The sequence below is a fragment of the Rothia sp. QJM3NY_36 genome (assembly GCF_056173115.1).
On record NZ_CM149658.1, the window covers coordinates 1437569 to 1461936 of the forward strand.

The 24368-nt window shown below is 73.3% G+C and carries 21 protein-coding genes and 2 tRNA genes; 2 read left to right on the plus strand and 21 right to left on the minus strand.

Annotation, left to right across the window (positions count from 1 at the left end):
- Positions 1-15: 15 nt before the first annotated feature.
- The 5 genes from rsmD to AC0VXQ_RS06385 all read right to left on the minus strand — a co-directional run bounded on the left by rsmD (position 16) and on the right by AC0VXQ_RS06385 (position 6045).
- Positions 16-588 carry a 16S rRNA (guanine(966)-N(2))-methyltransferase RsmD gene (rsmD, locus tag AC0VXQ_RS06365; protein ID WP_058730888.1) on the minus strand — a complete coding sequence of 191 codons (573 nt, stop codon included), beginning with the start codon at positions 586-588 and terminating at the stop codon, positions 16-18.
- Between the two features lie 79 nt (positions 589-667).
- Positions 668-2908, minus strand: coding sequence for an ATP-dependent DNA helicase RecG (locus AC0VXQ_RS06370; RefSeq protein WP_133566080.1), 2241 nt, complete (start codon positions 2906-2908; stop codon positions 668-670).
- Positions 2905-3897: a DAK2 domain-containing protein gene (locus tag AC0VXQ_RS06375; protein ID WP_404434632.1), complete on the minus strand. Its 993-nt coding sequence runs from the start codon at positions 3895-3897 to the stop codon at positions 2905-2907. Before AC0VXQ_RS06375 ends, AC0VXQ_RS06370 begins: the two co-directional genes overlap by 4 nt.
- Positions 3887-5020, minus strand: a complete 1134-nt coding sequence (gene thiL / locus AC0VXQ_RS06380) for a thiamine-phosphate kinase (protein ID WP_129357457.1) — start codon at positions 5018-5020, stop codon at positions 3887-3889. Before thiL ends, AC0VXQ_RS06375 begins: the two co-directional genes overlap by 11 nt.
- Positions 5017-6045 (minus strand): hypothetical protein, encoded by a 1029-nt coding sequence (locus tag AC0VXQ_RS06385; protein ID WP_404434634.1) that lies wholly within the window; start codon positions 6043-6045, stop codon positions 5017-5019. The genes thiL and AC0VXQ_RS06385 overlap by 4 nt, the downstream gene beginning before the upstream one ends.
- A gap of 233 nt (positions 6046-6278) precedes the next feature.
- Here AC0VXQ_RS06385 and AC0VXQ_RS06390 point away from each other — a divergent pair, with 233 nt between their 5' ends.
- A complete protein-coding gene (locus AC0VXQ_RS06390) occupies positions 6279-6818 on the plus strand; it encodes a DUF3515 family protein (protein WP_231377303.1) in 540 nt (179 codons plus the stop codon).
- Between the two features lie 18 nt (positions 6819-6836).
- Here the strand turns inward: AC0VXQ_RS06390 and AC0VXQ_RS06395 are convergent, their stop codons facing one another.
- From AC0VXQ_RS06395 to leuC, 9 genes are all read right to left on the minus strand, one after another.
- Positions 6837-7979, minus strand: a complete 1143-nt coding sequence (locus AC0VXQ_RS06395) for a D-alanine--D-alanine ligase family protein (RefSeq protein ID WP_475528030.1) — start codon at positions 7977-7979, stop codon at positions 6837-6839.
- A 95-nt stretch (positions 7980-8074) separates the two neighbouring features.
- The gene (locus AC0VXQ_RS06400) at positions 8075-8827 is read right to left on the minus strand and encodes a succinate dehydrogenase/fumarate reductase iron-sulfur subunit (protein ID WP_475528031.1); all 753 of its coding nucleotides are present in this window, start codon (positions 8825-8827) and stop codon (positions 8075-8077) included.
- Positions 8824-10788, minus strand: a complete 1965-nt coding sequence (locus AC0VXQ_RS06405) for a fumarate reductase/succinate dehydrogenase flavoprotein subunit (RefSeq protein ID WP_196826298.1) — start codon at positions 10786-10788, stop codon at positions 8824-8826. The genes AC0VXQ_RS06400 and AC0VXQ_RS06405 overlap by 4 nt, the downstream gene beginning before the upstream one ends.
- A complete protein-coding gene (locus AC0VXQ_RS06410; RefSeq protein ID WP_475528034.1) occupies positions 10785-11555 on the minus strand; it encodes a succinate dehydrogenase cytochrome b subunit in 771 nt (256 codons plus the stop codon). Before AC0VXQ_RS06410 ends, AC0VXQ_RS06405 begins: the two co-directional genes overlap by 4 nt.
- 250 nt (positions 11556-11805) lie before the next feature.
- Positions 11806-12933, minus strand: coding sequence for an NAD(P)H-dependent glycerol-3-phosphate dehydrogenase (locus AC0VXQ_RS06415; protein ID WP_081046039.1), 1128 nt, complete (start codon positions 12931-12933; stop codon positions 11806-11808).
- A gap of 74 nt (positions 12934-13007) precedes the next feature.
- Complete coding sequence (locus AC0VXQ_RS06420) at positions 13008-13814, minus strand: lysophospholipid acyltransferase family protein (protein WP_475528037.1); 807 nt, start codon at positions 13812-13814, stop codon at positions 13008-13010.
- A gap of 5 nt (positions 13815-13819) precedes the next feature.
- Entirely contained in the window at positions 13820-15151 is a 1332-nt protein-coding gene (gene murA / locus AC0VXQ_RS06425) for a UDP-N-acetylglucosamine 1-carboxyvinyltransferase (protein ID WP_058731252.1), read from the minus strand.
- 185 nt (positions 15152-15336) lie between these two features.
- Positions 15337-15936, minus strand: a complete 600-nt coding sequence (gene leuD, locus AC0VXQ_RS06430) for a 3-isopropylmalate dehydratase small subunit (protein WP_058731253.1) — start codon at positions 15934-15936, stop codon at positions 15337-15339.
- A gap of 62 nt (positions 15937-15998) precedes the next feature.
- Positions 15999-17438, minus strand: coding sequence for a 3-isopropylmalate dehydratase large subunit (gene leuC, locus AC0VXQ_RS06435; RefSeq protein ID WP_058731254.1), 1440 nt, complete (start codon positions 17436-17438; stop codon positions 15999-16001).
- Positions 17439-17674: 236 nt separating this feature from the next.
- Between leuC and AC0VXQ_RS06440 the strand changes: the two genes are divergently transcribed.
- A complete protein-coding gene (locus tag AC0VXQ_RS06440; RefSeq protein WP_058731260.1) occupies positions 17675-18400 on the plus strand; it encodes an IclR family transcriptional regulator in 726 nt (241 codons plus the stop codon).
- A gap of 182 nt (positions 18401-18582) precedes the next feature.
- On the opposite strand, the gene AC0VXQ_RS06445 is transcribed toward AC0VXQ_RS06440, so the two are convergent.
- The 7 genes from AC0VXQ_RS06445 to AC0VXQ_RS06475 form a co-directional block, all read right to left on the minus strand.
- A tRNA-Glu gene (locus tag AC0VXQ_RS06445) sits at positions 18583-18655 on the minus strand.
- A 130-nt stretch (positions 18656-18785) separates the two neighbouring features.
- A tRNA-Gln gene (locus AC0VXQ_RS06450) sits at positions 18786-18857 on the minus strand.
- Between the two features lie 165 nt (positions 18858-19022).
- A complete protein-coding gene (gene gltX / locus AC0VXQ_RS06455) occupies positions 19023-20540 on the minus strand; it encodes a glutamate--tRNA ligase (RefSeq protein WP_058731255.1) in 1518 nt (505 codons plus the stop codon).
- 94 nt (positions 20541-20634) lie between these two features.
- Positions 20635-21414 carry a fumarylacetoacetate hydrolase family protein gene (locus AC0VXQ_RS06460; protein ID WP_061224992.1) on the minus strand — a complete coding sequence of 260 codons (780 nt, stop codon included), beginning with the start codon at positions 21412-21414 and terminating at the stop codon, positions 20635-20637.
- A gap of 78 nt (positions 21415-21492) precedes the next feature.
- The gene (locus AC0VXQ_RS06465; RefSeq protein ID WP_064725615.1) at positions 21493-22602 is read right to left on the minus strand and encodes a branched-chain amino acid aminotransferase; all 1110 of its coding nucleotides are present in this window, start codon (positions 22600-22602) and stop codon (positions 21493-21495) included.
- 65 nt (positions 22603-22667) lie between these two features.
- Positions 22668-23744 (minus strand): 3-isopropylmalate dehydrogenase, encoded by a 1077-nt coding sequence (locus tag AC0VXQ_RS06470; RefSeq protein WP_058730607.1) that lies wholly within the window; start codon positions 23742-23744, stop codon positions 22668-22670.
- A 54-nt stretch (positions 23745-23798) separates the two neighbouring features.
- Positions 23799-24341 (minus strand): hypothetical protein, encoded by a 543-nt coding sequence (locus AC0VXQ_RS06475; RefSeq protein WP_165590133.1) that lies wholly within the window; start codon positions 24339-24341, stop codon positions 23799-23801.
- Positions 24342-24368 lie beyond the last annotated feature (27 nt).

Consider the following 24368-nt stretch of genomic DNA (forward strand, 5'->3'; position numbering starts at 1 on the left):
CGAGGCTGGGCCCGCTCAGGCCTCGGCCGGCTCCGCGAACCACAGGGCCGTCTCCCCGTAGGTCCGGTGGGAGAAGCGCTCCAGACCCGCCGGCCACACGGGCTCCTCGTCCCGGGCGGAGCGCTCCACGACGACGACGCCGCCGGCGTCCAGGCGGGGGGCCACCCGCATCAGCAGGTCCGCCAGCTCCTCCCGGCCCATCGCGTACGGCGGGTCCAGGAAGACCAGATCCCATCGGGGCTGCTCGGGGAGCCGCTCCAGCCAGGGGCGGGCCGCGGCGTCGTGCACCGTCACCCGCGCGGGGGCGCCGGCCCGGGTCAGGACCGCCAGGTTGGCCCGGCAGGCGCTCAGGGCCGCGCGGTCCCGGTCCACCAGGTCCACGCTGGAGGCGCCCCGGCTGGCCGCCTCCAGGCCCAGGGCCCCGGAGCCGGCGAACAGGTCCAGCACCCGGGCGCCGGCCAGCACGTCGTAGCCCTCCAGCCGGGAGAACAGGGATTCCTTGACCCGGTCCGTGGTGGGGCGGGTGTTCTGGCCTCGCACCGGCTGCAGCCGGGCGCCCCCGGCGATCCCGGCGATGATCCTGCTCATTCTGCGCTCCCTCCGCCGCCTCGCATCTTCTCCTTCCAGGCCCGCTGCGCCGTCACCGCTGCCCGACCCGCCGCGCGGCTCATCCGCGCTCCAGGTAGCGGCTGGCCTCATCCGAGTCCGCCCGCTCCACGGCGGCGGCCAGATCCGGCCACCGGGACAGCTCGGGGTCCTCGGCCACCAGCTCCCGGGCATCGGCGCGGGCCTGGGCGATGATCTGGGGGTGGCGCAGCACGGAGAGGGTCTTCAGGGTCGAGTGCGTGCCGGACTGGCTGGCGCCCAGGATGTCGCCTTCGCGGCGCTGCTCCAGATCGGCCAGGGACAGCGCGAAGCCGTCCCGCGTCGAGGCCACCGCGTGCAGGCGCTGCATCGAGGGCCCGTCCTCCTCCTGCTCCGTGACCAGCAGGCACGTGCCGGGCAGGCTCCCGCGCCCGATGCGCCCGCGCAGCTGGTGCAGGGTCGAGATGCCCAGCCGGTCCGCGTCCATGATGACCATCAGCGTGGCGTTGGGGACGTCCACCCCCACCTCGATCACCGTCGTCGCGACCAGCAGGTCGATCCGCCCGGCCGCCATCTCCTGCATGATGCGGGTCTTCTCCTCCCCCGGGACCCGGCCGTGCAGGATGCCGATGCGCACCCCGGCCAGCTCCGGCATCCCGGCCAGGCGGGCGGAGAGACCCTCCACGGACTGCAGGGGCGCGCCGGTGCCGGGGCGGGCGGGGCCGCCGTCCTCGATGGTCGGCACGACCACGAACACCTGGTGCCCGGCCTGGGCCTCCTCCCGAGCGCGCTGCCAGATCCGCTGCTCCCAGCCGGGGTGCGCGGCGAGGGAGACCACGTGGGTGGCGACCTCCCGGCGCCCGGCCGGCAGCTCGTCCAGCACGGAGGTCTCCAGGTCCCCGAACACCGTCATCGCGACCGAGCGCGGGATGGGGGTGGCCGTCATGACCAGCCGATGGGCCGGGGCCTGGTCGGAGCCGCTCAGGGCGTGGCGCTGGGCCACCCCGAAGCGGTGCTGCTCATCGACGACCACGAGCCCGAGGTTCTCGAAGATCACCTGCTCGCCGAGCAGCGCGTGGGTGCCGACGACGATCTGCGCGGCGCCGGTGGCGATGTCCAGCAGGGTCTGGCGCTTGGCGGCGGCCGGCTGGGAGGCGCTGAGCAGCGCCACGTGAACGGGCCCGGTCGGGGCGGCCAGGTCCCCGAGGGCGGCGGTGAGCGAGCGCAGGTGCTGCCCGGCCAGCACCTCGGTGGGCGCCAGCAGCGCCGCCTGCGCCCCGGCGTCGGCGACCTGCAGCATCGCCCGCAGGGCCACGAGGGTCTTCCCGGAGCCGACGTCGCCCTGCAGCAGCCGGTTCATGGGCCGGGTGCCGGCCAGGTCCGCGGCGATCTCCTCCCCGACCCGCACCTGCCCGTCGGTGCGGCGAAAGGGCAGGGCGGCGTCGAAGGCGGCGAGCAGCCCGTCCTCCCGGGCCGGGTGGGCGCTGGTGCGCCGGGACTCCCACCGGTGGGCGCGCCGGGCCAGCACGGTCTGCAGGATCAGCGCCTCCCGGTAGCGGAAGGTGCGCAGACCCCGGTGCGGCTGCTCCTCATCGTCGGGGCGGTGCGCCGCCTCGTAGGCCGCGGCGATCGGCATCAGCCGGTGACGGCGGCGCAGGGCCTCCGGGACGGGGTCCTCCAGCTGGGTCAGATCCGTGCCGTCCAGCACCGCGGCGACGGCGGCGGCGATCCGGTCCGTGGTGTATTTCGCGGTCGCGGGGTACACGGGGATCGGCGCCTGGGCGGCCTGCGGGTCCGCGGCGGCCGCGAGGTCCGTGAGCACCGCGTAGTGCGGGTTGGTCAGGGTGAGTCGGCCCCGGTACTCGGAGACCTTCCCGGAGAACATCACGTGATCCCCGGGGTGCAGGTCCTTGGCCGCGGTCCAGGCGTTGAAGAAGGACAGGGTCATGGTCTGTCCCGGGTCCGCCGGGGCCACGCCGATGTCGGTGCCCGCCAGGCCGTCCAGGCGCGCCGCCGCCGTGTCCGGGGCGGGTGCGGGGCCGGTGCCTGCGGGGTCCAGCTGGTCCGTGACGGTGACCTCGGCGATCGAGCCGCGGCGGGTGTGCAGGGAGCGGGTGTGCACGGAGAGCACCCGGGAGATCAGGGAGACCTCCTGGCCCTCCTGCAGCTCGGCGAAGCTGGTCAGCTCCCCGCGGGGCAGGTAGCGCCGCGGCAGGTGCTCCAGCAGGTCCCCGACGGTCTCCAGGCCCAGGTGCCGGCTCAGGGCCTTCGCGGTCTGCGGGTGCAGGACCTCGGTGAGGGGCCGGTCCTCCAGGCGGGTCACGAGCGCTCTCCCGGGGCGAGGGTCTCGGTGGTGATGCCGGTGGGTCGGCCGTGCCGGGTGAGCACGGCCATCGCCTCGGCGGCCGTGCCCACGTGCACGTGCACCTTCCAGCGCATCCTCGGCCCGGTGGGGTCGATGGCGGTCATGATCACGGAGTCGCCGATGCCGGTCAGCTCGTGGCGCACGGTCGCCGCGGCCAGCGGGTCCAGCGCGATCGTGCACATGAACTCGACGGCGTCGGGATCGGTCGCGGGCCCGCGCGAGGGATGGGCCGACGGGTTCCGGTCGGCGGGCTCGGGGGTGGTGAGCCACCTCCCGTAGGGGCGCTCGGGGGCCCCGGGGTAGGCCTTCCCGGCCACAGTGTGGCTCAGGCAGTCCAGGACGATGAGCACGCCGAGGGCCCCGGCGTCCACCCGTCCGGTGCCGCGCAGCACCTCCAGCTGCTCCCCGGAGGCGGCCACGGCCCGGCAGCCCTCCTCCACGAGGTGCTCGAGCAGGGCGACCAACCCCCGGTGGGAATCCGGTTCCTCGGTGGATCGGGCCACCCACTCCTCGGAGGCCTCGGCCACGGTGCGCACGAGGGTCCAGATGGTGCCCTCCACGGGGTCGTTCAGGGCGGAGGTGACGCGCACCCGCGCGTGGTCCAGGGCCGCGGCCAGCTCCGGTGCGCTCAGGCGCTTGGCGTCGGTCAGGGGCTCGGCCATCCCGGCGAGCATGACCGCCAGGAGGGTCCCGGAGTTGCCGCGGGCCTCCTCCAGGCAGTGCTGGGCGCAGATGCCCAGCAGCTCCCCGAGCAGGCTCGTGCCGACCAGCCGGGCGGCGTCGGCCCCGGCGCGCACGGTGGCGGCGAGGTTTCCGCCGGTGTCGGCGTCGGCCACGGGGAAGACGTTGAGGGCGTCCAGGGGTTCGCGGACCTCCTCCAGGGCCGCGGCGGCGGTGCTCAGCCAGTCGCGCAGCGCCTCCGCGCCGGTCGCCGTCCTACCCGCCAAAGTGATCCCATCCCAGGTGCTCGGGGACGCCTCCGTCCAGGGTCACGGGCGGGTCGTCCCTGTGCTCGTCGTCGCTGTGGTTCTTGCGGCACGAGCCTATCGCACGCACCCCGGGGGGCAGGGGCGCCTGTGGAGGCAGGCAGGCCAGCAGCCCGTGGTCCTCTCCCCCGGTCAGCACCCAGTCCATCGGGTCCCGTCCGAGGAGGCGCCCGGCCGGCTCCAGGTCCGCGCGCAGCCCGCTCAGGGCCGGGGAGTCCAGCCGCACCTGCACCCCGGAGGCCCGGGCCAGCCGCCCGGCGTCGCGCACCAGGCCGTCGGAGACGTCGATCATGGCCCGGGCCCCGGCACCCGCCAGGGCCGGGCCCGCGCCCAGGGGCGGGCAGGGGCGCAGCTGGGTGGCGGCCAGGTCCGCCAGGGCCCGCCGATCCGCATCCCGCGCACCCGGCCGGGCGTGCGCGGTGTCCTCCTCGGTGGGGATGTCCCCGGGGTCGAAGTCCTCGTGCAGCAGCAGGTCCAGCCCCGCCGCGGCGCGTCCGAGCGTCCCGGCCAGCACGACGACGTCCCCGGGCCGGGCCCCGTCCCGGCGCACCGGCATCCCGCGGCAGGCGCCCAGGGCGGCGACGGTCGCGGACAGCTCCCCGGCCCCGCCCAGGTCCCCTCCGTCCACCGAGCAGGCGTCGGCCCCCAGCGCGCGGATCGCGGCCACGTAGCCGCGGGCCATGTCCTCGAGGAAGTCCACCGCGGTGGTCCCGGGGAAGCTCAGGGAGATCACCAGGCTCAGCGGGTCCGCGCCCATCGCGGCGAGGTCGGCGAGGTTCTGCGCGGCGGACTTCCAGCCCAGCTCCGCACCGCGGGTGCGGTGCCCGCACGGCCACCGGAGCAGGTGGTCCTCCCCCTGGGTCTGGGTGTCGGTGCTGAGCACCGCGAGGCGTCCGGCCAGGTCGTAGACGGCCGCATCGTCCCCGGGGCCCTCCACGACGCGCGGGCCCTCCGGGGAGCGGCCCGCCGGCTGCGCGGCGAAGATCGGCAGGATCCGCCGCAGGATCCCCTCCTCCCCGGTCGCCGCGGCCGTGCCGGGGGCGGGCTCCCGCCCCTGCTGGGCCGCGTGGTGGGCCGGGGTCATCGGCGTCCGGCCCGACGGGGCCCGCCCAGCGTCCGGGAGGAGCGGTGGATGACCAGCACGATCCCCCCGAGGGCCAGGGCGGAGAACACGATGATCGGGATCGGTCCGCGCAGCGCGGAGAGGTCCGGGGTCCCCGCGCCGGCCTCGGTGCTCAGGCCCGCGTCCCCGGATTCCCCGCGCACGGCCTGCACGCCGGCGTTGTCATTGGAATCCACGGGGGCCCCGCCCGAGGTCCGGTCCGAGCGGGCGGAGCCGTCGTCGCGATCCAGGTAGTAGCTGACCCAGCCGGAGACTCCGGCCAAGGTCGGCTCTCCGCCGTGCTCGCGCAGCGGGGAGAACCCGCCGTGCTCATCGGCGCGTCCCCGCGCCTGGGGCCGAGTCGAGGAGCCGCCCGTACCCTCGACCCGCGCCTGCGACTCCCGGGTGCCGGGAGTGTAGGGGACGGCCGCCTCCTGACGTCCGGGCGCGACGTCGGAGGCCGCCGAGCCGCCGTCCGACCCGCCGGAGGACGGCGCGCCGCCCGCACCACCGGAACCGCCGGTGGCGCTGGGCTGGGGCGCCGGGGCGCGGGTGGGCTCCTGCGTGGGCTCGCGGGTCGGCTCACGGGTGGGCGTGGGCTGCGCGGAGCGGGTGGGCGAGGCCGACGGGGATCGGCTCGGCGCGGGGCTGGACGTGGGGGATGCGCTGGGCGCGGGGGTCGCGCTCGGAGCGGTGGGGGCCGGCGTCGGCTGCCCCGCCGGGGTGGCGCTGGGCGCGGTGGTGGGGACCGCAGGGGCCGTGGGCTCGACGCTCGCGCTGGGCGCGGGAGCGGTAGTGGGCTGCGCGGTGGGGGCAGGGGCGCCCGTGGGATCGGGGGCCGCGGAGGCGGATGCGCTCGAGGTGGCCTGCGGGGCGGGGGTGGGCTGTCCAGGCGCTTCCTGGGCCAGGGCGGCGCCTCCCACGCAGGTGCCCACGAGGCAGGTCAGCGCGCCGACGCCGAGGGCCCGCGCGCGGGCTGCCCGCCGGGGGTGGGCTCTGCGGTCCATGGAAGCTCCTTCCTGCGCACGGCACGGCGGTTCTCTCGGCGGCGACGGGCTCGGGCGCCGTCTCCCGGGGCCTGGTGCCGCCCCGGCGTCGGCCGCTGCGGTGGACTACCCTGGGGACCGTGTCATCCCCAGCCGCCGCCCTGCCCTCGCCGTCTGACAGTGTACGGACCGCCCCTCGGAAAAGACAGACCCGCCGGGTCCTGATCCTCACGGGCACCCTGGCGGGGGCGCTGCTGCTCAGCGGCTGCGCGGGGGCGGCCGTGACGCTGGATCCGGCCCCCGATGCCGCGGATCCCGCATGCGCGCCCGCGATGGTGGCCATGCCCACCCAGCTGACCGGTCTGGACCAGCGCGAGACCACCGCCCAGGCCACCACGGCCTGGGGGGATCCGGCGGCGATCGTGCTCAAGTGCGGGGTGCATGTGCAGGAGCCGGTCGCGGATCCGTGCGTGAGCGTCAACGGGGTGGATTGGATCCTGGCCCGGGAGGACGATCAGGCGGACCCGGCGTCGGCGGCCTCGGATTCCCCCACCCGCGCCACCTCCGGCAGTCCGAGCCCCGCGGCCTCCTCCGCGTCGGCAGGCGAACGGTCCGAGGACCCGACGGGCACGTGGACCGCGACCACCTTCGGGCGCACCCCTGCGATCCGGGTGACCTTCGACGCCTCGAAGGTGCCCTCCTCCTCCCTGCTCACCGAGCTGGACTCCGCGGTCTCCCAGATCCCGCAGACCAAGAGGTGCCAGTCCGTGCAGGATCTGCAGTACCACCGCTGAGCCCGCAGCGCGCCGGGCTCAGCGCAGTCCGACGGGGCGCTCCAGGGCCAGGCGCAGCAGCTCGTCGACCAGCTGGGCGTAGCCGATGCCGGTCTCCTCCCACATCAGCCGGTACATCGAGATCGGGGTGAACCCGGGCAGGGTGTTGATCTCGTTGATCACGACGCGCTCATCCGTGGTCCAGAAGAAGTCCGCCCGCGCCAGACCCTCGGCGTCCACGGCGAGGAACGCCCGCACGGCCTGCGCGCGGATGTCATCGCGCACGGGCTGCGGCAGGTCCGCGGGGCAGCGCAGCACGGAGTCCTCGGTCTGGACGTACTTGGTCTCGAAGTCGTACCAGGCGTCCTCCTGCCCGACGACGACCACCTCCCCCGGGTGCGAGGCCCGCGGGGTGTCGTGGTGGTGCCCGTCGAGCACGGCGCACTCGATCTCCCGGCCCTCGATCCCGGCCTCGACCACGACCTTGGGGTCGAACTCCTGGGCCTCGGCGACCGCTGCCTCCAGGTGGGCCCAGTCCTCGACCCGGGTGATCCCGCAGGAGGATCCGGCCCGGGCGGGCTTGACGAACACCGGCAGCCCCAGCTCCCGGACCCGCTCGATGCTCTCCTGCCGGGACCGCTCCCACTGCCGGGCGGTGATGACCCGGTAGGGGCCCACCTGCAGCCCGGCGGCCTCGAAGGCCATCTTCATGAAGTGCTTGTCCATCCCGACGGCCGAGGCCGTGACCCCGGAGCCGACGTAGGACAGCCCGGCCATCTCCAGCAGGCCCTGGAGGGTGCCGTCCTCTCCGAAGGGACCGTGCAGCAGGGGGAGGACCACGTCCAGGCGGGGGCCCTCGCGGAAGGATCCGTCGGCCTCGCGCAGCACCAGGTGCTCCCGGTGGGCGGTGGGCCCGCCCAGCGGCAGGTGCACCTCGGGGCCCTGCCCGGTGAACTCCGGGAGAGTGTCGGCCTCGCGGGTCGCGGTCAGCTCCCGCTCATCGGACAGGTGCCAGACCCCGTCGCGTGTGATCCCGATCAGCACGGGCTCGTAGGTGCCGCGATCCAGGGCCTGCAGCACCCCCGCGGCGGTGATCACCGAGATGGCGTGCTCGGAGGAGCGTCCGCCGAACAGGATCCCCACGGTCGTGCGGTCGGTGGCCTGGCTGGTCGCGATGGTCATGGATGCCCTTCGGGTTCACGGGTGCGGCGGACGTCCCCGATCCTACCGCGGGTGGCCCGCTCCGGACCCAGTCCCGGCCGCGACCGGGCCGCCGCTCAGCCGCGGGAGCGGCGATGCAGCGCCGCCCGGGCCCGCTCCCGGTTGACCGCGCTGATCGCGGACAGCGGGATCCCCGCCGGGCAGACCACCGCGCACTCCCCGTACACGGAGCACGGGCCGAACTCCTCCTCGATCTGCCCGACGACGCCGCGAGCGCGCTCGGTGCGCTCCGGGGCGCCCTGGGGCAGGGTGGCCAGGTGCTCGAGGATGGACCCGGCGTAGAGGTTCGCCGCCCCGTTGGGGCAGGCGGCGATGCAGGCCCCGCAGCCGATGCATGCGGCGAAGTCCAGGGCCCGCTCGGCCTGGTCGTGGCCGATCCGGTCGTCGTCGGCGTCGTGGGCGGTGCCGGCGTCCACGGCGACGAAGCCTCCGGCCTGCACGACCCGGTCCAGGGCCGAGCGGTCCACCACGAGGTCGCGCACGACGGGGAAGGCCCCGGAGCGGAACGGCTCCAGGCGCACCGTGTCCCCGTCGGAGAAGGAGCGCAGGTGCTGGCGGCAGGAGGGGGTGTTGGCCTCGGGGCCGTGCGGCTGGTCGTTGACCGTGATCCCGCAGGTCCCGCACACCCCTTCGCGGCAGTCGGAGTCGAAGGCCACCGGCTCCCGGCCCTCGGCCACCAGCTGGGCGTTGAGGTGGTCCAGCAGCTCCAGGAGGGACATCTCCTCGGCGGCGTCCTCGATGCTGTGGGTCTCGAAGCGCCCGGGTTCCTCGGGTCCGTCCTGGCGCCAGACTTCGATGGTCAGTCTCATGAGTAGTTCCTCGTCTGCAGGGGTACGGCGGTGAAGGTCAGCGGCTCGGCGCGGCGGATGTGCTGCCCGTCGGCTCCGCGCTGCCAGGCGGAGACGAAGCACCAGTGCTCGTCGTCGCGCAGGGCCTCGCCCTGCTCGGTGCGGTGCTCCTCGCGGAAGTGGGCCCCGGCGGATTCGTCCCGGTCCAGGGCGTCCACGCACATCAGCTCGGCCAGCTCCAGGTAGTCCTGCACGCGCCCGGCGTGTTCCAGCTCCTGGTTCAGCCGCTCGCCGGTGCCGACCACGCGCAGGTCCCGGTGGAAGCGCTCGGACAGCTCCCGGATCTCGGCGATGCCGCGGCGCAGCCCCTCGGCGGTGCGCGAGACCCCGCAGCGCCGGTAGAGGATCTCCCCCAGCTGCGCGTGGAAGCTCTCCGGGCTGGTGCTCCCGCCGATGCCCAGCAGGTGCTCGATGCGCTGACGCACGTCGTCGACGGCGGCGCGCACCGCGGGGTGGTCCCCGTCCAGCGGCTGCTCGCCGAGGTGCCCGGCGAGGTAGTTCGGCACGGAGTACGGGAGGGTGAACCAGCCGTCCACGCAGGCCGAGAGCAGGGAGTTGGCCCCGAGCCGGTTGGCCCCGTGGTAGGCCCAGCCGGCTTCCCCGGCCACGAACAGCCCCGGGATGCTGGACATCTGGTCGTAGTCGGTCCACAGCCCGCCCATCGAGAAGTGCGCGCCGGGGGCGATGCGCATGGGCACCTCGTGGGGGTCCTCCCCGGTGGCGTCGCGGTACATCGCGAAGAGGTTGCCGTAGCGCTCGTCGATGACCCTGGTGCCCAGGCGCTGCAGGGCGTCGCGGAAGTCCAGGTACACGGAGTTGCGCAGGGGCCCGACGCCGTGGCCGGCCTCGATCTGCTCCCGGGCGGCCCGGGAGGCGATGTCCCGCGGGGTGAGGTTGCCGTAGGCGGGGTACTTGCGCTCCAGATAGTAGTCCCGCTCCTGCTCGGGGATGTCCCCCGGGGCGCGCTCGTCCCCGGCCTCCTTCGGCACCCAGATCCGGCCGTCGTTGCGCAGGGATTCGGACATCAGCGTGGTCTTGGACTGCCACGAGGCGCTGACCGGCAGGGCGGTGGGGTGGAACTGGATGTAGCAGGGCGAGGCGAACAGGGCCCCGCGCCGGTGGGCCCGCCAGGCGGCGGTGGCGTTGGAGTTGCGGGCCAGGGTGGACTTGTGGAACACGTTGCCGTACCCGCCGGTGGCCAGGACCACGGCGTGGGCGGTGTGGGAGAAGACCTCCCCGGTGATCAGGTCCCGCAGCACGACGCCGCGGGCGACGCCGTCGTGGACGATCACGTCCAGCATCTCGCAGTGGGTGTGCAGGTCCACGGAGCCGGCGGCCACCTGGCGCTGCAGGGCGCGGGCCGCGGAGACCTGCAGCTGCTGCCCGGTCTGCCCGCGGGTGTAGTACGTGCGCGAGACCTGCACGCCGCCGAAGGATCGGGTGGCCAGCTGCCCGCCGTACTCCCGGGCGAAGGGCGCGCCGATGGCGTTCATGTGGTCGATCACGCGCACGGACTCCTCGGCCAGGCGGAAGGCGTCGGCCTCCCGGCCGCGGTAGTCCCCGCCCTTGACGGTGTCCTTGACGAAGCGGCGCAGGGAGTCGTTATCCACCTTGCGGGCCCGGGCGGCGTTGATCCCGCCCTGGGCGGCCACCGAGTGGGCGCGGCGGGCGGCGTCGTGGAAGGTGTAGGCCGTGACCCGGTAGCCCAGCTCCCCCAGGGCCGCGGCGCACCCGGCCCCGGCCAGGCCGGTGCCGATCACCACGACCTCGAACTTCCGGCGGTTCAGCGGGGAGACGAGCCGGTACTCGTCGCGCCGGCGGGCCCAGGCGGTGGCCGGGTCTCCCTCCGGGACCTTCCCGTCCACGGGCTCACCGTGCACGATCCGGGGGTCCACGGCGTCCACGTCGATCCTCTGGCTCATCGCACGACTCCTGTCAGTACGGCTAGGGGGATGGAGATGTTGCCGATCATCACGGCCAGCCCGTACGCCCCGCACAGCAGCATCACGGTGCCGCGCACGCGCTCGGCGACGGTGATCCCGACGTCGCACAGCGCGGACCACAGCCCGTGGGCCAGGTGCAGGAAGAGCATCACCATGGCCACGATGTACACCGCGGCGGCCCAGGGCCGGGAGAAGCTGGCGACGAGGTTGGCGTAGGCGTGGCTGGCCTCGGGGGTGGTGTGCTGGAAGCCCTCCGGGGCCACCCCGACCCCGGCGGTCAGATCCAGCAGGTGGAAGACGATGAACAGCAGCAGCACGATGCCGGTGACCGGCATGGTGCGCGCGGCGAAGGAGTCCATCCCGCGCAGGCCGCGCCGGCGGTGGGGGCCGCGGGCGATCCTGGCCCGCCGGGAGATCACCACCGCGCACCACACGTGCAGCACCAGGCAGATCAGCAGCACGGTGCGGAAGATCCACAGGAAGCCCTCATAGGGCAGCAGCGGCTCCAGGAGCGTGCGCAGCCACAGGGCATAGGCGTCGAAGTGCTCGGGCCCGGTGTAGACCTTCAGATTCCCGATCATATGGACCAGGACGAACAGCGCGAAGATCACCCCGGTGACGGCCATGATCCATTTCGCCAGGACCGTGGAGGGCCAGCCCGCGCGCAGCCGGCGGGAGCGCTCGGCGGCGGGCGTCGGTCTCGTGGCGCGGTCGGGCGGTGCGACGGTGCGGGTGCTGGGGCTCATCGCGGGCTCCTGGGCGAGGGCGGTCAGGGTGGGCGGCAGCGCGGGTCTCCGCGATCGCGGAAGCCCGGTCTCACCTGCTGTCGCAACCATTATCTGCATCATCGGCGCAATATTCGGGGATATCGGCGAAGATGACGGCGATGTGACGTCGCGGATATGCTCGGGAGAATTAGCGAAGAATGTTCTGACGCAATTCCCGCGCGGTGCGGATATCCGCCGTCGCCGGGCTCAGCGGCCCGGAGTGCGGGGATCAGTCCCGGTGCGGGGTCTCGGCCTTCAGGCGCCGGCCCAGCAGCATCGGCTGCAGCTGCTCCACCGCGACCCGCCCCTCCAGCACCGCCACGACCGCCTCGACGATCGGCATCTCCACCCCGTGGCGCCGGGCCAGCTCCAGGACCACCCGGGCGGACTTCATGCCCTCCGCGGTCTGGGTCATGCGCGCGGCGACCTCCGCTTCGCTCAGCCCCGCCCCGAGCAGGCGGCCCGCGGTGTGGTTGCGGGACAGCGGGGAGGAGCAGGTGGCTACCAGGTCCCCCATCCCGGCCAGTCCCGCCATGGTCTCCGGGCGCCCGCCCAGGGCCAGGGCCAGGCGCGTGGTCTCGGCCAGGCCGCGGGTCATCACGGAGGCCTTCGAGTTGTCTCCGTAGTCCCGGCCCTCGCAGATCCCCACGCACAGGGCGATGACGTTCTTGACCAGTCCGCCGATCTCCGCCCCCACCACATCCGCGGAGGTGTACGGGCGGAAGTACGGGGCGTTGCACGCGGCCGCGGCCCGCGCGGCTACGTCGGCGTGTCGGGCGGCCACCACGGAGGCGGTGGGCTGCTCCTGGATGATCTCCCGGGCGAGGTTCGGCCCGGAGAGCACGGCGACCCGCTCGATCGCCCCGGGCAGCACCTGGTCGACCACCTCGGACATCCGCAGGCCGGTGCCCCGCTCCAGGCCCTTGGCCAGGGAGATCAGCACGGCCTCGGGGGCCACCGCCTCGCGCACGGCCTCCAGCTGCGCGCGCAGGGCCTGGGCGGGCAGCCCCAGCACGACGACGTCGGCCCCGTCCAGCACGGCCGCGGCGTCGGAGGAGAACTCCAGCGCCTCGGGCAGGCGGGTGTGCGGGAAGTAGCGGTCGTTGGTGCGCAGGCGCTGGGCCTGTTCCATGGCCTGGGCGTCCCGGCCCCACACGGCCACCGGCCAGGGGCTTCGGGTCTGGGCTCCGGCGTCGGCGGTGATCTTGGCGAAGGCCGTGCCCCAGCTGCCCGCCCCCAGCACCGCCACCTTCCCCGGGAGCCCGCCCTGCGGGGCCGGGTCCGGGGCGAGGTCGGGGTGCGGTGCTGCGTCGACGTGGCGTGCGGCGTCGGGGTGCGGTGCGGGCTGTGCGGTCATCGTCGTCCTCCTCCATCCCGGACCGTGGGCCCGAGGATCAGCCGGGGCCCGGTCTGGCACCGGACTCCCGGGATTCAGCGCTCGGGGTGGCTCACGCGCCGGCCCTGTCGGGGATCCCAGCGCCCGGGCGGGGCGCTCTCCCCGCGCAGCTGCTCCAGCAGCTGCGTGATCGCGGACATCATCCGCTCGGTGGTCTCGGTCAGCACCGCGCGGTCCACGTGCTGGGTGCGATCCTCGCCCACCAGATCGGACAGCTCCAGCGGCGCCCCGATGAGGGTGCGCACGCTCTTGCGCGGCAACAGGCGGGGCCAACTCGCGTGCGGGGGCAGCAGCTCCTGGTCGCCCCAGTGGGCCACCGGGATCACCGGCGCCCCGGTGGCCAGGGCGAGCCGGGCCGCCCCGGTGCGCCCGGCCATGGGCCACAGGTCCGGGTCCCGGGTGAGGGTGCCCTCCGGGTAGATGATCACCGCTCCCCCGGCGTCCACCACGGCGCGGGCCGCCTTCAGGGACCTGCTGGCGTCCATGGACCCGCGGAAGACGGGGATCTGGGCGGTGGCCCGTAGCAGCGCGCCCAGCACCGGGACCCGGAACAGGGACTCCTTAGCCAGGAAGCGCGGGATCGTGCCGGAGCGGTAGACGGGGTAGGCCACGGTCAGCGGATCCACCTCGGTCACGTGGTTGGCCACGACGATGTAGCCGCCGTCGCGGCGCAGGTGCTCTTCACCCGACCAGGATTTGCGCAGCGCCAGGGAGTACACCGCGCGCACCACCGTGGCCGCCACGTGGAACAGGGCATCCCCGGCCCTAGTGGGGCCGTTGCCGGTGGCGCGGGCCGCCGCCGCGGTGCCGTGACCGCTCGGGCCGGGCTGCTGGGAGGCCATCCGGATCAGCGTCCCGCGGCGTCGTCGACGTCGAAGCGCGCGCCCAGGGCCTGCAGCTTGTCCACGAAGCGCTCGTAGCCGCGGTTGATCAGCTCCACCCCGGTGACCTTCGAGTCGCCCTCGGCCGCCAGGGCCGCGATGAGGTGGCTGAAGCCGCCGCGCAGGTCCGGGATGTTGATGTCCGCCCCGTGCAGCGGGGTCGGTCCGGAGATGACGGCCGAGTGCAGGAAGTTGCGCTGCCCGAAGCGGCAGGGCACCGAGCCCAGGCACTCGCGGTGCAGCTGGATGGAGGCGCCCATCCGGTTCAGGGCGGTGGTGAAGCCGAAGCGGTTCTCGTACACGGTCTCGTGCACGATGGACACGCCGTCGGCCTGGGTCAGGGCCACCACGAGCGGCTGCTGCCAGTCCGTCATGAACCCGGGGTGCACGTTGGTCTCCACGATCAGCGGGTTCAGCTTGCCCCCGGGGTGGAAGAACCGGATGCCCTCGTCGGTGATGTCCAGGCCGCCGCCGAGCTTCCGGAAGGTGTTCAGGTAGGCCATCATGTCCCCCTGGCGGGCCCCGCGCACGAAGATGTCCCCGCCGGTGGCCAGGGCCGCGGAGCCCCAGGAGGCCGCCTCGATGCGGTCCGGCAGCGCCTTGTGGTTGTACCCGGACAGCTCGGGCACGCCCTCGATGTGGATGACCCGGTCCGTCTGCACGGTGATGATCGCGCCCATCTTCTGCAGGATCGCGATCAGGTCCATGATCTCCGGCTCGGTCGCGGCGTTGCGCAGCTCGGTGTTGCCCTCCGCGCGGGTCGCGGTCAGCAGCACCTGCTCGGTCGCCCCCACGGAGGGGTAGGGCAGCTCGATCTTGGCGCCCTTCAGACCCTTGGGGGCGATCATGCGGATGCCGGAGGGCAGCTTGTCCACCTCGGCGCCGAAGTTGCGCAGCACCTGCAGGTGGTAGTCGATGGGCCGGTCCCCGATCTTGCATCCGCCCAGATCCGGGATGAAGGCCTCGCCGATGGCGTGCAGCAGCGGGCCGCACAGCAGGATCGGGATGCGGGAGTCCCCGGCGTGGGCGTCGATGTCCGCGTGCTGGGCCACGGAGACGTTGGTCGGGTCCAGGGTCAGGTCCCCGTTGTCCGGGTCCTTGGTGACGGTGACCCCGTGCAGGGACAGCAGGTCGGTGACGACCGTGACGTCCTTGATCTCCGGGACGCTGCGCAGGACCGAGGGGCTGGCGCCCAGCAGCGCCGCGACCATGGCCTTGGGGACGAGGTTCTTGGCCCCGCGCACGGCCACCTCACCGCGGAGGGGCTCACCGCCCTTGATGTTCAAAGCGCCGATCATAGCTGTCCAATCGTGAGGGGAACGCCGCGCGGTCTGGCCGCGGCCCGAGCAGCCCTCACCAGCGCCGATGGTCGCGGAAAGGACGTCCCCAGATTATTTCAGTTTCACGTCCAGGCCAATTCCCCGGACCGGCGACCGGGGTGGATTCGCCCCGCGCGCACCGGCTGCGGGGCCGGCGCGACCCCTCAGGTGCGCACCGGCAGGGTGCGGGGCTTGAAGCTGGCCCGCCGGGCTTCGAAGTCCTCGATCTCCTGCTCGTGGGAGAGGGTCAGGGAGACGTCGTCCAGCCCCTCCATCAGCCGCCAGCGCGTGTACTCGTCGATCCGGAAGGGCACCTGCAGCCCGCCGCAGACCACGGTGCGCTCGGTGAGGTCCACCGTGATCTGCCGGCCCGGCTCCTCCTCGATGGCCTTCCACAGCAGCTCGACGTCGGGCTGCTCGACCTGGGCGGCCACCAGTCCCTGCTTGCCGGCGTTGCCGCGGAAGATGTCGGCGAACCGGGCGGAGATGACCACGCGGAAGCCGTAGTCCTTCAGCGCCCAGACGGCGTGCTCCCGGGAGGAGCCGGTGCCGAAGTCCGGTCCGGCCACCAGCACGGAGGCGGCCCGGAAGGCCGGCTGGTTGAGCACGAAGTCGGGGTCCTTGCGCCAGCCGGCGAACAGGGCGTCGTCGAATCCGGTCTTGGTGATCCGCTTCAGGTAGACGGCGGGGATGATCTGATCGGTGTCCACGTTGCCCGCGCGCAGCGGGGCGGCGATGCCGGTGTGGCGGGTGATGGGTTCCATGACGGGGCCTTCTTCGACGAAAGGGGCGGGGATCGAGGATCCGCTCGGGAGCGCGGCGGGGCTCAGGCGGGCACCGGCTGTGCGGCGGGCAGGTCGGCCGGGGAGCTCAGGGTCCCGCGCACCGCGGTCGCCGCGGCGACCAGCGGGGAGACCAGGTGGGTGCGTCCGCCCTTGCCCTGGCGTCCCTCGAAGTTGCGGTTGGAGGTCGAGGCGCAGCGCTCCCCCGGGGCCAGCTGGTCCGGGTTCATGCCCAGGCACATCGAGCAGCCGGCGAAGCGCCATTCCGCGCCGAACTCGGTGAAGATCCGATCCAGGCCCTCCTCCTCGGCCTGCAGGCGCACCCGGGCGGAGCCGGGCACGACCATCATCCGCACCCCCTCGGCCTTGGTGCGCCCGCGCAGGATCTCGGAGGCCGCGCGCAGGTCCTCGATCCGGGAGTTGGTGCACGAGCCGAGGAACACGGTGTCCACCGGGATCTCCTTCATGGGGGTCCCGGGCCGCAGGTCCATGTACTGCAGGGCCTTGGCCGCGGAGGCCTGGGCGCTCTCCTCCGCGAAGCTGCCCGGATCCGGCACGGCCTCGGACAGCGGCACCCCCTGGCCGGGGTTGGTGCCCCAGGTGACGAAGGGCTCCAGGGCGTCGCCGTCGATGACGACCTCGGCGTCGAAGCCCGCGCCCTCGTCCGTGCGCAGGGAGCGCCAGTACTGCACCGCCCGCTCCCATTCCTGCCCCTGCGGGGCGTGCGGGCGGTCCTTGAGGTAGGCGAAGGTGGTCTCATCCGGGGCGACCATCCCGGCCCGGGCTCCGGCCTCGATCGACATGTTGCAGATGGTCATCCTGCCCTCCATGGACAGCTCCTCGATCGCGGATCCCCGGTACTCCAGGACGTATCCCTGCCCGCCGCCGGTGCCGATCTTCGCGATGACCGCCAGGATGATGTCCTTGGCGGTGACCCCGGGCTTCAGGTGCCCGTCCACGGTGATCGCCATGGTCTTGAACGGGGCCAGGGACAGCGTCTGGGTGGCCATCACGTGCTCGACCTCGCTGGTGCCGATGCCGAAGGCCAGGGCCCCGAAGGCCCCGTGGGTGGAGGTGTGCGAGTCCCCGCACACCACGGTCATGCCGGGCTGGGTCAGCCCCAGCTGGGGGCCGACGACGTGCACGATGCCCTGCTCGGCATCGCCCAGGGAGTGGATGCGCACCCCGAACTCGGCGGCGTTGGCCCGCAGCGTCTCGATCTGCTGGCGGGAGGTCTGGTCCGCGATGCGCCGGAAGATGTCCTGGGTGGGGGTGTTGTGGTCCTCGGTGGCGATGGTCAGGTCCGGGCGGCGCAGGCGCCGCCCGGCCAGGCGCAGCCCCTCGAAGGCCTGCGGGGAGGTGACCTCGTGGAGCAGGTGCAGGTCGATGTAGATGAGGTCCGGCGCGCCGTCCTGCCCGGTGACGACGCGGTGGTCCTCCCAGACCTTCTCGGCCAGGGTGCGGGGGCGGGATGCCTCGGCCATGTCCTTGCTCCTTCTCGATGCCGCGCCGCGAGGGGCGGCGCGAAGTGTGCTCGGTGACTCATTGTGCCGAGGGATCGGGTAGGCTTCCAGGAAATGGACCAGCCTTCCACCATTTGAGATCGGAGACGTCGACCATGAGCACCAGCACCACGCCGAGCGACCCCGAGGGGCCCACCGGGATCCACCCGGAGGAATCCGGGGAGCGCATCCTCGGAGGCCTGGGCACCGCGGATCCCATGAGCGTGGCCGTGCGGCCCAGCGGCGTCGGGGTTCTGGACAAGGCCACCCACATCCTGGACTGCCTGGAGGCCGGCCCGGCCTCCCTGGCGCAGCTGGTGGAGGCCACCGGGCTGGCCCGGCCCACCGCGCACCGCCTGGCCGTGGCCCTGACCCATCACCGCCTGGTGGCCCGGGACGTGCAGGGCCGCTTCGTGCTGGGCCCGCGCCTGGGAGAGCTGGCCGCCGCCTCCGGGGAGGATCGGCTCTTCGCCGCGGCCGGGCCGGTGCTGAACCAGCTGCGCAACGCCACGGGGGAATCCGCGCAGGTCTACCGCCGTCAGGGCGAATGGCGGATCTGCGTGGCCAGCGCAGAGCGCCCCATCGGGCTGCGGGACACGATCCCGGTGGGCACGCAGCTGTCCATGAAGGCCGGATCGGCCGCGCAGGTGCTCATCGCCTGGGAGGATCATCACCGGCTGCTGGAGGGGCTGCGCCAGGCGCGCTTCTCGGCCACGGTGCTGGCGGCGGTGCGCCGTCGGGGCTGGGCGCAGTCGGTGGGCGAGCGGGAGCGGGGCATCGCCTCGGTCTCGGCCCCGGTGCGCAACCCGGCCGGCAAGGTGATCGCCGCGGTGTCGATCTCCGGTCCCATCGAGCGGCTGTCCCGTCAGCCGGGGCGCCTGCACGCCGACGTCGTCTGCCAGGCCGCCCGCCAGCTCAGCGACGCCCTGCGCGCCCAAGCCTGAGCGGGGCGGGTGGGCGGCGGGCAGGCCCGGGCCGTCCGTTCGCAACCGGCGGCCCGGGCGCCCGCCCCCGAGACCACCGAGTCCATACCGGCGGCATGACGGAGGACGGACGGAAGAATCTGGGCGGAGACGAGAGAAGCCCGGCAGAACATCTGTTCTGCCGGGCTTCTCATCTTAGGCCGTGACCCCAACCGGATTCGAACCGGTGTTGCCGCCGTGAGAGGGCGGAGTACTAGGCCGCTATACGATGGGGCCGGAAGCATTTCCCCGGGGAATCCCCCGGCGTTCTGCGCCTCGAAGAACTCTACCGAATCCGTGAGATCCTGCAAAATCCATTCTCGGTGAAGCTTCTCACATCCGAGCTTTCAGATGCCTGAGCGCTTCGCTGGGATACCAGGACTCGAACCTAGAATGACGGTACCAGAAACCGTTGTGTTGCCAATTACACCATATCCCATCGCTGCCGGATGGCCGGCCTTTCGGCCCGCTTCCATCGCTGCAACGGACATTCACTCTACCGACACCCCGCGGGGCGCGCAACTCGAGGCCGCGTGTCCTCCCCCACAGAGCAGCGCCGCCGCGCCCTCCCCGCTGCGGGACGGGCGCGGCGGCGTCGGCCGGGTCAGTCCGCGGTCCCGCCGAGCTCGACGCGCAGCGCGTCGATGCGCGCCAGGGAGGAGTCCCGGCCCAGGATCTCCAGAGACTCGAACAGCGGCGGGGAGATCCGGGCCCCGGAGACCGCGATGCGCACGGGCCCGAAGGCCAGGCGCGGCTTGATCCCCAGACCCTCCACGATGGCGTCTCGCAGGGCCTGCTCGATCGGGGCGGCCTCCCAGGTCTGCAGGTCCCCCAGCGCGGCCCGTGCGGCGTCGAGCACCTGGGGGGCGGACTCCTTCAGCTGCTTGCGGGCGTCCTCGGCGATCTCGATCTGGTCGTCTGCGCGGAACAGGAACCCCAGCAGCCCCGGGGCCTCCCCCAGCAGCTGCATCCGCTCCTGCACCAGCGGCGCCGCCGCGTGCAGGATCTCCCGCTCCCGGTCGCTGAGGCTCTCGTGCACGATGCCGGCCTCGCGCAGATACGGGATCAGCCGCTCCTCGAACTCATCCCGGCCCAGCAGGCGGATGTGGGAGCCGTTGATCGCCTCGGCCTTCTTCACGTCGAAGCGCGCCGGGTTGGCCAGCACGTCGCGGACGTCGAAGTGCTCGACCATCTCCTGCAGGGAGAACACGTCCTGATCCGAGGACAGGGACCAGCCCAGCAGCGCCAGGTAGTTGACCAGGCCCTCCTTGATGAACCCTGCCTCGCGCAGCAGGAAGAGGTTGGACTCCGGGTCCCGCTTCGACAGCTTCTTGTTGCCCTGGCCCATCACGTAGGGCAGGTGGCCGAACTCCGGGATGAACTCGGCGACGCCGATCTGCACCAGCGCCCGGTACAGCGCGATCTGCCGCGGCGTCGAGGAGAGCAGGTCCTCTCCGCGCAGCACGTGGGTGATGCCCATCAGCGCGTCGTCCACGGGGTTGACCAGAGGGTACAGGGGCTTGCCGTTGGCCCGGACCACCACGTAGTCGGGCACGGAGCCGGCCTTGAAGGTGATCTCCCCGCGGACCAGGTCGTGGAAGGTGATGTCCTCATCCGGCATCCGCAGGCGCAGCACCGGCTGGCGGCCCTCGGCGCGGAACGCGGCCTTCTCCTCCTCGGTGAGGTTCCGGTCGTGGTTGTCGTAGCCGAGCTTGGGGTCCTCGCCGCGCTCGCGGTGGCGCTGCTCGACCTCCTCGGGGGTGGAGAAGTCCTCGTAGACCAGGCCCGCGGCCACGAGCTTGTCGATGACCTCGGCGTAGATCTCCCCGCGCTGGGACTGGCGGTACGGCTCGTGCGGCCCGCCGACGCCGACGCCCTCGTCCCAGTCGATGCCGAGCCAGTGCAGGGCCTCGATGACCTGCTGGAAGGACTCCTCGGAGTCCCGGGCGGCGTCGGTGTCCTCGATGCGGAACACCAGCGTGCCGCCGGTGTGCCGGGCGTAGGCCCAGTTGAACAGGGCCGTGCGGACCATGCCCACGTGCGGGGTGCCGGTGGGCGAAGGGCAGAAGCGCACGCGCACGGGGCGGTTTCCGCTCACGGTGGGGGTGATGGCGTCGGACATATCGGTGTTCAGCTCAGCTCTCTCGTGCGATGTTTCGGTGCGATGGTTCGTGTGATGGCGGGAGGGGGGCGCCCGGGAGGGGGTGCTCGGCGGCTCAGGCGTCCCGGAAGGTGTTCACCAGCGGCCCGCCGATCCCCTCGATCTCGATCTCGACCTCCTGCCCGTCCCGGACCAGGCCCACCCCGTCCGGGGTGCCGGTGAGGATCACGTCCCCGGGCAGCAGGGTGAAGGCCTCGGAGACGGCGGCCACCAGCTCAGGCACGGAGAAGACCATGTCCGCGGTGGTCCCGTCCTGCACGAGGTCCCCGTCCAGCCAGGTGCGGATGGACAGCTCCTCGGTGTTCAGCTCGGTCTGGATCCACGGGCCCAGCGGGCAGGCACCGTCGAAGCCCTTGGCGCGCGCCCACTGCAGGTCCGTGCGCTGCAGGTCCCGGGCGGTGAGGTCGTTGGCCGCGGTGTAGCCGAAGACCACCTCCGGCACCCGCTCGACCGGCACGGACTTGGCCATGCGCCCGATCACCACGGCAAGCTCGGCCTCGTAGGAGACCTCCTCGCTGGCTTCGGGCAGGGTAATGGGGTCCCCGGGCCCGGCCACCGCGGTATTGGGCTTAAGGAACAGCTGCGGGGTGCTCGGGGTCGCGTTTCCCAGCTCCTCGGCGTGCCCGCTCCAGTTGCGCGCGACCCCGACGATCTTGGAGCGCGGGATGATCGGGGAGACGAGGCGGACGTCGTCGATCGCGTAGGTCTGCCGGGTGGGCTGGATGCCGGTGTAGAAGGGATCGCCGGCCAGGACGGTCAGGATCTCCTCCCCCGGCCCACCGTCCACGCGGCCGAAGTGCAGTTCGTTCTCGGCGGTGAATCTCGCGATGCGCATGGCTCCCAGCCTAGCGCGTGGCCGCCCGGCCGACGCCGCGAGGGTGCGGCGCCGGCCGGGCGGGAGGCGGCCGTCAGGTCACAGGACCCGGTGCATCCACCCGTAGGGGTCCTCGACGGTGCCGTGCTGGATGCCCACCAGCTGATCGCGCAGCCAGGTGGTGATCTCCCCGTTGGTCTGCGCCGGGGCGGGGATCTCCCCGCGCTCGGAGAGCAGCCGGCCCATGGGGGCGATCACCGCGGCGGTGCCGCAGGCGAAGATCTCGGCGATCTGCCCGGAGGCGACGCCCTCACGCCACTCCCCCAGGGTCACGGTGCGCTCCTCGACCTCGATCCCGTGGTCCTGGGCCAGGTGGATCACGGAGTCGCGGGTGATGCCGGGCAGGATGGTGCCGGTCAGCTCCGGGGTCACCAGCTTCCCATCGCGGGTGACGAAGAACACGTTCATTCCGCCGAGCTCCTCAACGGCGTCCTCGCGGTTCCGGTCGGTGAAGATCACCTGCTTGCAGCCCTGCGCCTCGCCCTCCAGCTGGGGCAGCAGGCTGGCAGCGTAGTTGCCGCCGCACTTGGCGAATCCGGTGCCGCCGGCGTGGGTGCGCGCCCAGGTGGTGGACAGCCAGATGTCCACCGGCTCGGGGGTGCCGAAGTAGTTGCCCGCCGGGGAGGCGATGACCTCGTAGAGCACCTCCCGGGAGGGACGCACCCCGAGGAAGGGCTCGGTGGCGATCATGAAAGGCCGCAGGTACAGGGAGGTGCCCTCCCCGTCGGGGATCCAGCGGTGATCGCGGCGCACGAGCTCGTCCAGGGAGGCCAGGAACAGCTCCGGGGGCAGGGCGGGCAGGGCCAGGCGCTCGGCCGAGCGGTTCAGCCGAGCCGCGTTGGCCTCGGGGCGGAACAGCCACACGGAGCCGTCGGCGTGCCGGTAGGCCTTCAGGCCCTCGAAGACCTCCTGGCCGTAGTGGAACACGGCGCTGGCCGGGTCCAGCGGCAGCGGCGCGCGGGGTTCGATCCGCGGGTCGGTCCAGGTGCCCTCCTCCGGGCTGCGCCCGCTCCACCGGATCGCGGCGACGTAGTCCGTGGCGTGGTCCCCGAAGCCCGGATCGGCGAGGATCTCCCGACGCCGGGCATCGCTGACCGGATCGGTGTTCTCGACGAAGCGGAAGGAGGGCTGGGGCTGCTCGGTGGTCATGGGAGGGGTTCCTCGTTTCGGTGCTGGGATGGCGGGTTTCTCGGGGGCGGCGGGCGGTCGGGCGGTCACAGGCGGGTCAGGATGGCCTCCCCGATCTCGGCGGTGGAGCGTTCGGCTCCGGAGCGCTCCCGCAGGTCGGCTTCCACGGCCCGCTCGATGCCGGCGGCCGCCGCCTCCATCCCGCGGTGGCGCAGCAGGAGCGCGCCGGCCAGGATCGCCGCGGTGGGATCGGCGATCCCCCGTCCCGCGATGTCCGGGGCCGAGCCGTGCACGGGCTCGAACATCGAGGGGTGGGCCCCGGAGGCGTCGATGTTCCCGCACGCGGCGTATCCGATGCCTCCGGTGATCGCCCCGGCCTGGTCGGTGAGGATGTCCCCGAAGAGGTTGTCCGTGACGATCACGTCGAAGCGGGAGGGGTCCGTGGTCAGGAAGATCGTCGCCGCATCCACGTGCAGGTAGTCCACGGCGACGTCGGGATGCTCGGCGGCCAGCTCGTCGAGGATCCGGGAGTACAGCCGCCCCGCGTGCACGAGGACGTTGGTCTTGTGCACCAGGGTCAGGCGCCGGCGCCGGGTCTCGGCCAGCTCGAAGGCGTAGCGCACGAGGCGGCGGATCCCGTGGGCCGTGTTCACGGAGACCTCGGTGGCGATCTCGTGATCGGTGCCGGTGCGCAGGGAGCCGCCGCTGCCGGTGTAGGGCCCCTCGGTGCCCTCGCGCACGACGACGAAGTCGATCTCCCCCGGATCGCGCAGCGGCGAGACGGCCCCGGGCAGCAGCCGGGAGGGGCGCAGGTTGACGTAGTGGTCGAAGGCGAAGCGCAGGCGCAGGAGGATCTCCCGCTCCACGAGCCCGGAGGGCACCTCGGCCGAGCGCGGATCCGCCCCGACGGCGCCGAACAGGATCGCGTCGTGTTCGGCCAGCCGAGCGAGGGTGCCCTCGGTGAGGGTCTCCCCGGTGCGCAGCCAGTGCTCGGCGCCCAGGGCGTACTTGGTGGAGCGCACGGCGACGCCCTCGGTCTCGGCCGCGCGCACCAGCACGCGGTGGGCCTGCTCGGTCACCTCGGGGCCGATCCCGTCCCCGGGGATGACGGCCAGGTCCAGCGCGGCGGAGGAGGGGGCGGGGGGCTCAGACGTGGTGGGCATGACACCACGGTAGTCCTCGGGTCCTCGCGGAAACCGCATCCTGGACACCCCGTCTCACGATGTGAACCCCAGTGCCCCGTGGGCGGCCCCGCGCACGGCGAGCCAGGCCAGCCCGGCCCAGGCGGCCGCCCACAGCACCGAGGCGAAGGTGCCGACGATGAAGCGCTCGGCTCCCGCCCCGCCGCGCAGCTGCCCGAGGCGTCCCAGTCCCTTGATCGCCGCGATCACGCCGAGCCCGGCCGGCCAGCCCAGCAGCAGCGCGGCGAAGACCGCGGCCCGCTCCAGCAGCCCGATCCACTGTCCGCCGCGCAGCACGGGATCCCGCTCCGGATCCTGCGGCTCAGACGGGCCGGCCGAGCCGTCGGGAATCGTCGTGCGGTGGGCCAGCCCGAGCACGGCGGCGCTGACGACCGATCCGCCCGGGACCGCCGCTCCCGCGCACCCGAGCACGAGCAGCAGGACCTCGACGGCGCCGAGGCTGGGCGCCTGGCCTGCGAGCGTGCCGGGATCGGCGAGCAGCAGCACCGCGCATACCACCAGCAGGGCCAGCAGCACGGCGGCCCAGGCCATCCGCCACCGCGTGGAGGCCAGCGGCACGCGCAGGCAGGTGACGGCCCCGATGAA